General features: G+C 66.4%; 12 protein-coding genes. 4 read left to right on the top strand and 8 right to left on the bottom strand.

Annotation, left to right across the window (positions count from 1 at the left end):
* Positions 1–13: 13 nt before the first annotated feature.
* Both yaaA and WA983_RS07005 read right to left on the bottom strand, forming a co-directional pair.
* Positions 14–787 carry a peroxide stress protein YaaA gene (yaaA, locus tag WA983_RS07010; RefSeq protein WP_424311795.1) on the bottom strand — a complete coding sequence of 258 codons (774 nt, stop codon included), beginning with the start codon at positions 785–787 and terminating at the stop codon, positions 14–16.
* A gap of 16 nt (positions 788–803) precedes the next feature.
* Positions 804–1586 (bottom strand): 3-hydroxybutyrate dehydrogenase, encoded by a 783-nt coding sequence (locus WA983_RS07005; protein WP_424250692.1) that lies wholly within the window; start codon positions 1584–1586, stop codon positions 804–806.
* A 110-nt stretch (positions 1587–1696) separates the two neighbouring features.
* Here WA983_RS07005 and crcB point away from each other — a divergent pair, with 110 nt between their 5' ends.
* A complete protein-coding gene (gene crcB / locus WA983_RS07000) occupies positions 1697–2086 on the top strand; it encodes a fluoride efflux transporter CrcB (RefSeq protein ID WP_424250690.1) in 390 nt (129 codons plus the stop codon).
* 97 nt (positions 2087–2183) lie between these two features.
* Here the strand turns inward: crcB and WA983_RS06995 are convergent, their stop codons facing one another.
* Together WA983_RS06995 and WA983_RS06990 are read right to left on the bottom strand one after the other, a co-directional pair.
* A complete protein-coding gene (locus WA983_RS06995; RefSeq protein ID WP_424250688.1) occupies positions 2184–2897 on the bottom strand; it encodes a TerC family protein in 714 nt (237 codons plus the stop codon).
* Between the two features lie 250 nt (positions 2898–3147).
* Complete coding sequence (locus WA983_RS06990; RefSeq protein ID WP_424250686.1) at positions 3148–4293, bottom strand: diguanylate cyclase domain-containing protein; 1146 nt, start codon at positions 4291–4293, stop codon at positions 3148–3150.
* A gap of 208 nt (positions 4294–4501) precedes the next feature.
* Here WA983_RS06990 and WA983_RS06985 point away from each other — a divergent pair, with 208 nt between their 5' ends.
* Positions 4502–5338: a universal stress protein gene (locus tag WA983_RS06985; RefSeq protein ID WP_424250684.1), complete on the top strand. Its 837-nt coding sequence runs from the start codon at positions 4502–4504 to the stop codon at positions 5336–5338.
* A 77-nt stretch (positions 5339–5415) separates the two neighbouring features.
* A complete protein-coding gene (locus tag WA983_RS06980; RefSeq protein WP_424250682.1) occupies positions 5416–7275 on the top strand; it encodes an ABC transporter ATP-binding protein in 1860 nt (619 codons plus the stop codon).
* Between the two features lie 51 nt (positions 7276–7326).
* Here the strand turns inward: WA983_RS06980 and WA983_RS06975 are convergent, their stop codons facing one another.
* The 4 genes from WA983_RS06975 to WA983_RS06960 form a co-directional block, all read right to left on the bottom strand.
* Positions 7327–8076, bottom strand: coding sequence for a sulfite exporter TauE/SafE family protein (locus WA983_RS06975; protein ID WP_424250681.1), 750 nt, complete (start codon positions 8074–8076; stop codon positions 7327–7329).
* Positions 8077–9216: a metallophosphoesterase gene (locus WA983_RS06970; protein ID WP_424311794.1), complete on the bottom strand. Its 1140-nt coding sequence runs from the start codon at positions 9214–9216 to the stop codon at positions 8077–8079.
* Positions 9217–9308: 92 nt separating this feature from the next.
* Positions 9309–9602, bottom strand: a complete 294-nt coding sequence (locus WA983_RS06965) for a hypothetical protein (RefSeq protein ID WP_424311793.1) — start codon at positions 9600–9602, stop codon at positions 9309–9311.
* 1 nt (position 9603) lies between these two features.
* Positions 9604–10809, bottom strand: a complete 1206-nt coding sequence (locus WA983_RS06960) for a S8 family serine peptidase (RefSeq protein ID WP_424311792.1) — start codon at positions 10807–10809, stop codon at positions 9604–9606.
* Positions 10810–11046: 237 nt separating this feature from the next.
* On the opposite strand from WA983_RS06960, the gene WA983_RS06955 reads away from it, so the two are divergent.
* Positions 11047–12378, top strand: a complete 1332-nt coding sequence (locus tag WA983_RS06955; protein ID WP_424252368.1) for a ferredoxin reductase family protein — start codon at positions 11047–11049, stop codon at positions 12376–12378.
* Positions 12379–12382: the final 4 nt, after the last annotated feature.

Here is a 12382-nt window from a genome sequence, read left to right as displayed (position 1 = left end):
ACTCGCGTTATCCCTAAGCGGGACGCCGGAACACCAGCCGGTCGGCCGTGGATTCTCGCGGCGCATAGGCATAGCCTTCCGACGCGAAATCCCGCAGGCCGGCAACGTCTTCGATGCCATGATCGATGACGTGGCGCGCCATCAGGCCCCGCGCCCGCTTGGCGTAGAAACTGATGACCTTCCAGACGCCGTTCTTTTCGTCCTGGAAAACACATTCGACCACGCGCGCGTTCAGGGCCTTGAGATCGACGGACTTGAAGTATTCGCCCGAGGCCAGGTTCAGCAACACGCGTTCGCCGGGCAGCGCATCCAGACGCCGGTTCAGTTCGCGGGCGATGCGATCCCCCCACCAGGCGTACAGGGTGGCGCCCCGGGCAGTGCGCAGCCGCGTACCCATCTCCAGCCGATGGGGCTGAATCAGGTCCAGCGGGCGCAGCGCGCCGTACAGTCCGCTGAGGATGGCCAGATGATCCTGCGCCCAGTTCAGTTGCGCATCGGACAGTTCCGGCGCGCGCAGACCCTCGTAGACGTCGCCGTTGAAGGCCAGGACGGCCTGGCGCGCATGGCGGGCGTCGGGCGCGTCCACCCAGGCGGCATAGCGGTCGGCGTTCAGGCGCGACAGGGCATCGGACAGGCCCATCAGGCCCGCCAGATCACCCGCCGACAGTGTCTGCAGCGTCTCGATCAATCCAAGCGTCTGCTCGGGAAATACCGGCTGCGATTGCAAGGTCGTGCGTACCGGCGTGTCATAGTCCAGCTTCTTGGCCGGAGACAAGACCATCAACATGCAGCGTCCTCCGGCATCAGCGAGCGGTCCAGCCGCCGTCGATGGACAGCGTGGTGCCGGTCATCTGCGCAGCCGCGTCCGAGGCAATGAAGACCGCCGCCTGGCCCAGTTGCTCGGGCGTGACGAATTCCAGGGACGGCTGCTTTTCGGCCAGCAGTTCCTTGGCGGCGGCTTCGATGTCGATGCCCTTTTGCTGCGCGATCGCCTGGATCTGCTTTTCGACCAGGGGGGTACGCACCCAGCCCGGGCAGATGGCGTTGCAGGTCACGCCGGTGCCGGCGTTTTCCAGTGCGGTGACCTTGGTCAGGCCCACCACGCCATGCTTGGCGGCAACGTAGGCCGACTTGTTGACCGAGGCCACCAGGCCGTGCGCCGAGGCGATGTTGATGACGCGGCCGAACTTCTGCTGCTTCATCGTCGGCAGCGCGGCGGCGGTGCAATGGAACACGGCCGACAGGTTCAGGGCGATGATGGCGTTCCACTTGTCGGCGGGGAAGTCCTCGATCAGGGCCGTGTGCTGGATGCCGGCGTTGTTGACCAGGATGTCGATGCCGCCCAGCGCCTTGATCGATTGCGCGATGAAGTCGCGCGCGGCCTGGCCGTCCATCAGGTCGGCATTCAGGTACACGGCCTTGACCCCGAAGTCCTTTTCCAGACCGGCGCGCTCACGCTCGATGGCGTCGGCCTCGCCGAAACCGTTGATGACCACGTCGGCACCCTGGCGCGCCAGTTCACGGGCAATGGCCAGACCGATGCCGCTGGTGGAACCGGTGACGACCGCTTTTTTACCTTTGAGCATGATGCTCTCCTTCTGCAAGAATGCGAGAAAAATCACCGGACCAGTGTAACGCGCAGCGGCCGGACGCAACCTTGCCCCCTCTGTCGCAGCGCTGCTAAGATCGAGCCCTCATGCCAGCCTCTTCTCTGCTTGCCATCTCTCTGGGCGCATCGCTCGGCGCCATCCTGCGCTGGGTGCTCGGGCACGCCCTGAACGGCGTATTCCCTGCGCTGACATTGGGCACGCTGGCGGCCAACCTGCTGGGGGGCTACATCATCGGCATCGCCATCGCCGTGTTCGGCGAACACGCGGGCCTGTCACCCCAGATGCGCTTGTTCATCATCACGGGTTTCTGCGGCGGGCTGACGACCTTCTCGACCTTTTCCGCCGAACTGGCGGTGATGCTGGAACAGGGCCGTCTGGGATGGATGGCCGCCGCGATCATCCTGCACGTCGCCGGATCATTGATCATGACGCTGCTGGGTATGGCCACGGTGACCTGGCTGCGCGCCCTGTCCTGAGGATCGTCGGCACAACCGGCGCAAAAACCCGAAAATCCGGCCCTGACCGGACAGCCGCCGGGGGAGCGGCCGCATTCCAGCGCCGCGCCCCGTTCGTTCAGCCGGCCGCCTTGGCCATCCTGGCCATCTTGCGGCTGGCCAGCCAGCGGCCCAGGATCACGACCAGCAGCGCGCCGACGACTTCCACGGTCAGTTTCAGCGCCGTGGACGGCGGCCCCAGGCGATCGGTGACCACCACGTCGGTGACCAGCATGCCACCCGCGATCCAGCCCAGCAGGCCGGCACCGAAAGTCACCACCAGGGGATAGCGGTCGATCAGCTTCAGCACCAGCGTGCTGCCCCAGATGATGATGGGCACACTGACCAGCAGGCCAAAGATCACCAGGCCGATCTGGTGGTCGAGGTGGGCTCCCTGGGCGGCGCCGGCGATGGCGATGACGTTGTCCAGGCTCATGACGAAGTCCGCCACGAGAATCGTCTTGACCGCAGCCATGACCGATGCGCCCCCGGCGATCTTGTCGTGGTGGCCGTCCTCGGGTATCAGCAGCTTGACGCCGATCCACAGCAGCAGCAGTGCGCCGACGATCTTCAGGAAAGGAATGTCGAGCAGCGTCAAGGCGAAGGCGATCAGTGCCACGCGCAGGATGATGGCCCCGGCGGTCCCCCAGAGAATGCCCTGCATGCGTTGGGCGCGCGGCAGATTGCGGCAGGCCAGGGCGATGACGACGGCGTTGTCGCCGCCCAGCAGAACATCGATCAGGATGATCTGGAAAACGGCCGCCCAATGGAGCGTTTGAAGAAATTCGATCATGGATCCCCCGATTGCGGGTTGTTGGTTTTCGGAATAACCGCCGGGAGGATCGAGCCATTTTCATGGCGGGAAGACGAACCTTGCCCTAGGCGGCAAGGTCTTGCTCGCAACCGGAATCTGTTCGAAGGATTCCCTGGGTTGCCCGGGCACCGGGTGTTGCGCGTAAAGCGCAAACGCCGTCATGACGATGCCGCGGAAAGTGAGCTACTCCCCTTGAAGGCGCAAGTATAGACGAATTCGGGCGCGAGGCTCAATTCAACCCGGCCGTCACGCAGCGATCACGCCCCTGGCGCTTGGCCTCGTACAGCGCGGCGTCGGCGTGTGTGATCAGCGCCGCCGAACCGCTGGCGCCGTTCTCGCCTGGATTGGGCACCTGGCTGCACGCGCCGGCACTGATCGTCACCCAAGGCCCCACCATAGAATCAGCATGCGGCATCCGGACGACACGCACGGCTTCCACCATCTTCCGGGCCATCGAGGCAGCGCCTTGCGCGTCGGTGTCGGGCAGCACCACGACCAGTTCCTCTCCCCCATAACGCGCCACCAGATCCGCGCCCCGACGCAAACAGCCCTTCACGGCGCGCGCCACCGCCTGCAGGCAGGCATCGCCCTGCTGGTGGCCGTAATGATCGTTGTAACGCTTGAAGCAATCCACATCGATCATCACCAGCCCCACCGGACGCTGAGCGCGGCGCGCCAGGGCGCAGACCTGCTCCAGCCATTCGTTGAAATGCGCGCGATTGGCGATATCCAGCAGCGCATCGGTACGCGCCAGGGTGTTCAGGCGTGCATTGGCGTCTTCCAGTTCGCGGGTGCGCCGGGCGACGCGCTCTTCCAGATACAGGTTGGCATCGACCAGTTGCGCATTTTGTTCCGACAGCGCGGAGTAGAGCTTGCCCACCATTTTGATGAGCACCTGGGCGCTGTGGTCATGCGAATTACGCTCGCGTTCGTACGCTTCCCCGGGGCTCAGGCCCTGGCGGATCAATGCCATCTGCCGCGCCATGCTCTGGTCGATGCCCAGGATGTGCAGCCCCAGCCAGGACGTCAGAAAATCGATCAGCGCGGTGCCCGCCTTGGCGTTGCCCATGTAGGCGCGGCGATTCCCCTGCCCACGCACCTGATCGACGAACTGCTGATGGGCCATGCGATGGCCCTCGATATGGCGCTCGTCCAGGCGGTACCGCCTCATCATCCCTTCTTCTTCACGGAAATGATATTCGGCGTAGGACAGCAGCCGGGCGTGGATATCGGCCAGCAAGGTCTCATCGCTGCCTGCGGGTGAAAGCAAGGCCGCATTCAGCTCATTGAACAAATTGATCAAAGCATGATGCTGTTCGTCCACAGAATCCAGCCCAGTGACGAAACCGCCATCCCACGCGAAAACAGTATCCATGCCAGCCGCCTGCCCCTGTATTCGAAATAGACAAGTCAACATACTAAACGCTGGTCTCAATGACAGGGTGACGCCGGACTGAAGTCTTGATATGAATTAAGAAATGCCATCCTACGCGCGGGCTGCCGGCGCCACGCGCGGCCCGGGCTTGGGATAAGATGGTGGGAACTCGCAGGACAGGATTCGCCACACACCAAGGGGGTTTCTCATGCCGGGCCGTATTGCCATTCACCTGAACGACGACACCGTTTGCGAACGCCGCATGGACATCGGCCTGCGGCTGGCCAAAGAACGCGGGGCGCAGGCCGTCGGGGTCTATCCCTCGGCCAGCGTCGCGGGCCTCCAGCAGGATGAAAACATCCTGCCTCAGGACGTCCGCACCACCCTGCGCAAACGCCGTGACGAGCACCGCGAAGCCACCCGCGCCCAGTTCCTCGACAAGGCCCAGGCACTGGGCGTCCAGGCCCAGTGGCGCACACCCCACGGCGACGCCGAAGACGGCCTGACCCTACACGCCCGCTATTGCGACCTGCTCGTCATGAGCAAGGCGGATTCGACCGACAGCCTGACGTCGCTGCGGCCCAATCTGCCCGAAGCCGTGGTCATGGCTTCCGGCCGCCCCGTGCTGCTGCTGCCCAATTTCGGCACCATCGACACCATCGGCCAGCGCGTCCTGTTCTGCTGGGACCAGCGCCGCGAAGCCGCCCGCGCCTTCTCCGACGCGGCGCCGCTGCTGAGGCACAGCCAGGCGCTCACCATCGTGGAAATCGACCGCGACGACAAGCGGGCTCAAGATCTCGACATCCACGAAAATGACCTCGCCGACTACTGCGTCAGCCTGGGCTATCCCAAGCCCAAACACTTGCTGAAGGACAGCAAGGGCTACGGGGTCGGCAACGTCATCCTGAACACCGCCACCGATACCGACGCCGACCTGATCGTCATGGGCGCCTACGGCCACAGCCGCATGCGCCAGTGGATCATGGGCGGCGCCACCAGCACCCTGCTGTCCACCCTGACAGTGCCGGTGCTGCTCGCCAATTAACGGTCTGATCTGATCGCCGCCGGACCGTCCCTGGGAGGTCCGGCAGCCAACGGATCGACCGCCTGCCGGAGCCTCATTTGCTGCACAGGTTCGAAAGCCTGCTCGATCCATTCCCGCCCGAGGACGCGCCTCCGCCACCCAAGGGCCTGTTCCCTTTCCTGTGGGCCTGTACGCACGGCGCGCGCCGTGCCATCGCTGCGCTGGCACTGCTGAGCGCGGGCGTTTCCATCTACGAAGCCTGGCTGTTCGCCTTCCTGGGCCAGGTGGTGGACCTGCTGGAGGCCTGGCGGACCGGGGCCGAGGCCGCCGCACACGCCCAGCGCGTGCTGTGGGGAATCGCCGCCATCCTGGTCGCCAGCATCGCGCTGGTGACGCTGCGCACCCTGATGCAGCACCAGGTCCTGGCCATCAACCTGCCGCTGCGCCTGCGCTGGAACTTCCACCGCCTGATGCTGCGCCAGAGCCTGGCCTTCTTCTCCAACGAATTCGCGGGCCGGGTCACGACCAAGGTCATGCAGACCGCCCTGGCGGTGCGCGACGTGCTGCTGACCTTCAGCGAGATCGTGCTCGGCATCGGCGTGTATTTCGTCACCCTGATCGCGGTGGCAGGCAGCTTCGACGGGCGACTGATGCTGCCCTTCATCGGCTGGCTCGTCCTGTACGGCCTGGCCATGGCGTATTTCGTGCCGCGTCTGGGCAAGGTCGGGCAGGAGCAAGCCCACGCCCGCTCCTCGATGACGGGACGCGTCACTGACGCCTACGCCAACATCACCACCGTCAAGCTGTTCTCGCACACCCGGCGCGAAGCCTGGTTCGCCCGCGCCGCGATGGAGGACTTCCAGGACACGGGTTACCGCCAGATGCGACTGGTCAGCCAGTTCGAAATCGTCAATCAGACGCTGGTGGCGGGCCTGATCCTGGCGGTGGGCGGCTACGCGCTGTGGCTCTGGTACGGCGGGCACGTCGGCACCGGCGCAGTCGCCGCAGTCACGGCCATGGCCTTGCGGGTCAACGGCATGTCGCACTGGATCATGTGGCAGATGGCCTCGCTGTTCGAGAACATCGGCACGGTGCAAGACGGCATCGCCACCCTGACCCACCCTCCCAAGGTGCTGGACGCACCGGACGCCCGCCCCCTGGAAATCCGTCGCGGCGAAGTGATCTTCGAGCAGGTGTCCTTCAACTACAACGGCGAACGGCAGGTCTTCGACGGTCTCGATCTGCATGTGCGTCCCGGCGAAAGAATCGGTCTGGTCGGGCGCTCGGGCGCCGGCAAATCCACGCTGATCAATCTGCTGCTGCGCTTCTACGACGTGAACGGCGGCCGGATCCGGATCGACGGCCAGGACATCGCCCACGTGACGCAGGACAGCCTGCGCAGCGCCATCGGCATGGTGACGCAGGACACCTCGCTGCTGCACCGCTCGATCCGCGACAACATCGCTTACGGCCGCCCCGACGCCGATGACGAAGCGATCCGCACAGCGGCGATACGCGCCCAAGCCGACGAATTCATCCAGCAACTGGGAGATCCGGGGGGCCACCGGGGTTACGACACCCTGGTGGGCGAGCGCGGCGTGAAACTGTCCGGCGGCCAGCGCCAGCGCATCGCCATTGCCCGCGTGATGCTCAAGAACGCGCCGATCCTGCTGCTGGACGAGGCCACCAGCGCGCTGGATTCGGAGGTCGAGGCGGCCATCCAGGAAAGCCTGGACGAGATCATGCAAGGCAAGACCGTCATCGCCATCGCCCATCGCCTGTCCACCATCGCCGCCCTGGATCGACTCATCGTCCTGGACGAAGGCCGCATCATCGAACAGGGCAGCCATGCCGAACTGCTGGCGCAAGACGGCGTGTACGCACGTCTGTGGCGTCACCAGAGCGGCGGCTTCCTGGCGCAGGACATGGACAGCGAGGCCCTCGAACCGGCATCGTGAAACCGAGCGGCGCCGGGCGCGCCACGCCCGGGGTTCGGTCCGGACCGGATTTCAGCCGTACGCCCGCACAAAGAACGCCACAGTGATGAAGGCGGTCAGCAGCAAGGTCCCGGCCCTGACGATCGGAGCCGGGATGCGTTTGCCCAGCAACGCCCCGCCATAGCCGCCCAGAATGGCGGCCACCAGCATGATCAGGGTCTCGCGCCACTGCACCGCGCCGGCCGCGATGAAGATCAGCACCGCCATGGTATTGGCGGCGGTCACCATCAGGGTGCGCGGCGGGTGCATGCTTTTGATGTCATGCGCGCCCAGCAGGCCCCAGACGGCCATCATCATGATGCCGACCGCACCACCGAAATAGCCGCCATACACCCCCAACCCGAACTGCAGGCCCAGCACCAGGACCGGGCGAACGCGCCAGCGCGCGCGCATCCATTCGCCCAGGCGGCGCCCGAAACCCAGGGCGAAGGCAGCGACCAGCAGCAACCAGGGCAGCACGACATCGAAGGCCCGCGTGGAGGTATGCAGCAGCAGAAAGGCACCCGCGACGCCACCCAGCAGCGTCACCGCCAGCAGCGGCCGCAAGCCGACATCGCCCACGCCGACGAGTCCGTCGCGGTAGGCCCAGGCGCTGGCCATGCCCCCGGGGTACAGTGCAACAGTGCTGGACGTATTGGCCAGCACTGGCGGCACGCCGGCGGCGATCAGGGTGGGCAGGCTGACGAACGAGCCGCCGCCGGCCAGGGCGTTCATGGCGCCGGCCACCACACCCGCGCCTGCGATCAGGATCAGGGAGTCCACCTAGCGGCCTCCCGACCGCAATATGAACTGAGTGATCTCGGACGGCCGTCCCAGACGGATCGCCAGGCCGTTCCACAACCCCGCGCCGTTGCTGACGTACAACTGCATGCCGTCCACCTGATACAGGCCGGAAACGAAGCCCCCATTGGCCCACTTCGTCAACAGGTGCGGCCCCAGGATCTGCCCGCCATGTGTATGGCCGGACAATTGCAGCGTCACCCCGGCCTGCGCATGCTGCACCGCGCTCTCCGGACGATGGTCCAGCAGGATCACGGGCACGCCCGGCTCCAGGCCCTTCAGGGCCGCACCCAGGTCGGGACGCGGTTGACCGAACGGCACCGCCTGGCGATCCGTGATCCCGGCTACCGCCAGCGTGGCATCGCCGCGCCGGATGAGAACGTGGGCGTTTTCCAGCATGTCCAGGCCCAGCGCCCGATACGCGGCCATCCAGCGTTGGTAGTTGGCGTAGTACTCATGATTGCCGGGGACGGCCAGCACGCCGTCGCGCGCCCGCATATCCTGCAGGGGACGCACGTCGGCCGCCCGGGCCTCGGGCATGCCATCGGCCAGATCGCCCGTGATGACGACCAGATCGGCATTCAGGGCATTGGTCTTTGCCACCACGGCCGCCTGCCAGTATTCCGGCAACAGGCGACTGGCGTGCAGATCGGTCAACTGCACGAGACGGTAACCATCGAAGGCCGGCGGCAGACCGAGCAGCGTGATTTCCAGCGTCTTGACGCCAGGCACCCGAACCGCCTGCCAGACGCCGATGGTCGACAGGATCAGGGCCAGCGCGCCCAGCGACAGATGCAACGCCCGCCCGCCCAGAATGGCTCGCCCAGCATCGCGTGCGACCAGGAACACCAGCCCGCCCGCCACGTCGCGCAGCAGCAGAAGCATCGCCAGCAGCAGGAACGCGCCAAAGGCCCAGCCCAGGCCGATGAGGACGCCCTGGGGCAATTCCGGCGACGCCAAGGAACCAAAGAAACGGCTGGTGAACCAGTGGTACTGGGCCACCAGGAAAACCACCAGCGCCAGGATGGCCCGCGTACCGATCCCGCACGGCAGGGGCCAGATGAAACGCCCCAGCACATACAGCCAGATGGCGCCGGTGATGAACGGTAGCGTGGTACCCATGGATCGACCCGGAATGTGAAGGAAAACGCCATCTTAACAACTTCACTCTCTCGGCCGATCCGCACCAGGGCGACCAGCGTGCAGGTCGAGGATCAGCGGACGGGCGATCCGGAGACGGGCCCGGGCGTTCGATTCAGGGGCTCGGCACAGGGCTCGCCGCAGGGATTTTCGAGGGCCCGACTGATGCGTTCAGGCTCCACCGCCGCAACGCCCTCGATCTCCGCCAGGGCGGCCAGCAGGTGTTCCTCGATGCTGCCGGCGATGACACCTGCGGCGATCATTTCCCGCTCCACCGTCAGCCCCGCCTGTCGACAATCCTCCACGACCAGGGAATAACGGTCGCGCCAGGTTTCATGCACCAGGACGATCAGGTGTATCCGGGCCATGTCATGCTCCAGACGGTGCCCGCACCAGGCCGGCGCCCACATCGCGCGCGGAATCCCGCAGGGCCTGTGCGGACTGCGTCAGCCGCTCGCCCAGGCGGGCGGCGCGAGCGGCCGGGTCGGCCTGTGCATGCAACGCGGCCACACCCGCCACGAACGGCGTGGCCATGCTGGTGCCGCTGATGGTGTTGTACAGATCCGGCGCAGACCAGGCCGACAGAATATCCACGCCGGGCGCCGACACGTCCACATCGCCGCCACCGCCCTCCAGTCCGGCGCAGGAAAACGGCGCCACACGCAGCCGCTCATCGACGGCGGCCACGGCCAGGATCGACGGACAGTTGGCCGGATGGCCGACCGGCGCGACGGATTCCGGACGGTGGCTCTCGTTGCCCGCAGCCGCCACGATCAGGGTGCCGGCCGCCAGCGCGCGCTGGCCGACTGCTTCGAACACGGCCGAATAGCCCTGCCCGGGCTGCACCGGACTGCCCAGCGACATGGAAACGATATGGCAGCCGTGCTCGATGGCCCAGTCGATGCCCTCCAGGATGCCGCCATCGCTGCCGCTGCCCTCGTCGCCCAGCACCTTGCCCACGTACAGTTCCGCCTCGCCGGCCACACCGTAACGGGACTGCGCGCCGGGTGCCGCCGGGCCGGCCGCGATGCCCGCGCAGTGCGTACCGTGGCCGTTGCCGTCCTGGACAGTCTGGCCTTCCACGAAAGACTGAGACACGATATCGCGGCCGGCGAAATCCGGATGGGACAGATCCAGACCGGTATCCAGCACCGCGATGCGGATGCCCTTGCCCGTATAGGGCGAGGCATCCGCGCCGACCGCATGCGCGCCCCAGGTCGCACCGGCCTGTCCGTACCCATGACCGCGCGCGGGGACTGGCGCGCGGGCCCCGGTGGCGATGGCGTAGACGGTGCGTTCGGACTCGATCGCCAGAATGGCGCTGTTCCCGGCTGCCGCCGCATCGGCCAGACGTTGCCGGGTCTGCGCGGTGCAATGCACGCGCGCGACACCGATGTGGTCGAAAACCAGGGCGCAAGGCGCAGCCCGCTGCGCCGTCGTGGCGTTTGAGCGGCTGATCACGGTCACCTGAGTCAGTTCGGCGAGCGCCTGGGCCCCCCCGACGGGGTCATCCGGACGCAGCAGGACGAGATAGCGCTCCACCACGTCCCGGGCTGTGGACTGTGTGCTCGGCATGATTTCCTTCCTCGCTGTCCGCTGACGGGATGACTCACCTTAGCATGAGGACCAGGGCCGGGCGGGCTCCGGAAACGCTCGCTTTCAACATGACGGATCCCGCCACGCCCCTGTCAGCCGCCCCGCACCGCCGAGCATGAACGCCAGATGAACGCGGGCTTCACGAAGGATTCAGGCACCGGATTCCATACTGCCTCCATCACCGATCCGCATCGGTCCGCGCACAAGGAATCACCCATGAAAATTCGAACCATCCTGACCGCTTTCCTCGGCGTCCTGGCCCTGGCATGGGCCTGGGACGCCTTCGTCCTGAACCCCATGGCCGGTGACTGGCCATGGGTGGCCCGCAAGCAGGCGATTTACTTGAGCGGCGTCTGGGCCATGGGTCTGATGTCCCTGGTCATGATCCTGGCAACCCGCCCGGCCTGGCTGGAACCGGTGCTGGGCGGCATGGACCGCATCTACCGTCTGCACAAATGGACCGGCATCCTGGCCATCGGCCTGGGCACCCTGCACTGGCTGCTGGAACTGGGCGGCGGCACGCTGCGCAGCCTGATCGGCGCAGCCGTGAACAAGCCGCCCAAGGTCGCCGTGCTGGACTTCATGCAATCCAGCCACGGCCTGGCCAAGGACGTCGGAGAATGGGTGATCTACGCCCTGCTCGTCTCCCTGGTCCTCACCCTGTGGAAAGCATTTCCTTACAAGCCCTGGCGGCTCCTGCACCGCGTCATGCCCCTGCTTTACCTGGCCCTGGTGTTCCACTCCGTGGCCCTGACGCCGTTGGCCTGGTGGATGCAGCCCCTGGGCCTGATGATGGGCGCGCTCATGCTCGCAGGCAGTCTGTCGGCCATTCCTGCGCTGCGCCAGCGCATCGGCCAGCGCCGCCGCCACACCGGACACATCGAGTCCGTCCGTGCCCTGCCCTCCGGCATCAGCGAAGTCTCCTGTGTCATGGACGCCGGCTGGCCCGGCCACCGAGCGGGACAATTCGCCTTCGTGACCTTCGATCCCCGTGAAGGCGCCCACCCCTATACCATCGCCAGCGCCGACTCGGCCGGCGCCCGCCGCCTGACCTTCCAGATCAAGGCTCTGGGCGATTACACCCGCGGCCTGGCGCAGCGCCTGGAACCCGGTCAGCCCGTCCAGATCGAAGGCCCCTACGGCCGCTTCGATCACCGCCGGGGCGATGCCCGCCAGGCCTGGGTGGCCGGCGGCATCGGCATCACCCCGTTCCTGGCCTGGCTGGAATCGCTGCAGGCCCGCCCGGACGTCGCGCCCCAGGCACAACTGCACTACTGTGTCCGCGACGCGGCCCACGATCCCTTCGTCGAACGCCTGAAGACACTCTGCGCCACCCTGCCGCACATCACGCTGCACATCCATGACGCCGGCGCCGGCCAGCGCCTGGACGCCGAGACCCTGAGCCGCGAAGCCGGCGCCCAGCCCGGCGATGCCCTGGACGTCTGGTTCTGCGGCCCGGCCGGCCTGGCCCGGAACCTGGAGACCGGCCTGCGCACTCTGGGTCTCAAGGATGTCCCGGTACATCGGGAGGCGTTCGAGATGCGGTGAAAAA

The sequence above is a fragment of the Castellaniella sp. genome (assembly GCF_049650445.1).
Classification (GTDB): Bacteria; Pseudomonadota; Gammaproteobacteria; order Burkholderiales; family Burkholderiaceae_B; genus Castellaniella.
The sequence above is the reverse complement of the archived record's forward strand: the minus strand, read 5'-3'. Positions and strand labels throughout refer to the sequence as shown.

Coding starts and splice junctions, on each gene's coding strand:
- yaaA (WP_424311795.1), bottom strand. CDS start 787: ATGTTGATGGTCTTGTCTCCGGCCAAGAAGCTGGACTATGACACGCCG.
- WA983_RS07005 (WP_424250692.1), bottom strand. CDS start 1,586: ATGCTCAAAGGTAAAAAAGCGGTCGTCACCGGTTCCACCAGCGGCATC.
- crcB (WP_424250690.1), top strand. CDS start 1,697: ATGCCAGCCTCTTCTCTGCTTGCCATCTCTCTGGGCGCATCGCTCGGC.
- WA983_RS06995 (WP_424250688.1), bottom strand. CDS start 2,897: ATGATCGAATTTCTTCAAACGCTCCATTGGGCGGCCGTTTTCCAGATC.
- WA983_RS06990 (WP_424250686.1), bottom strand. CDS start 4,293: ATGGATACTGTTTTCGCGTGGGATGGCGGTTTCGTCACTGGGCTGGAT.
- WA983_RS06985 (WP_424250684.1), top strand. CDS start 4,502: ATGCCGGGCCGTATTGCCATTCACCTGAACGACGACACCGTTTGCGAA.
- WA983_RS06970 (WP_424311794.1), bottom strand. CDS start 9,216: ATGGGTACCACGCTACCGTTCATCACCGGCGCCATCTGGCTGTATGTG.
- WA983_RS06965 (WP_424311793.1), bottom strand. CDS start 9,602: ATGGCCCGGATACACCTGATCGTCCTGGTGCATGAAACCTGGCGCGAC.
- WA983_RS06960 (WP_424311792.1), bottom strand. CDS start 10,809: ATGCCGAGCACACAGTCCACAGCCCGGGACGTGGTGGAGCGCTATCTC.
- WA983_RS06955 (WP_424252368.1), top strand. CDS start 11,047: ATGAAAATTCGAACCATCCTGACCGCTTTCCTCGGCGTCCTGGCCCTG.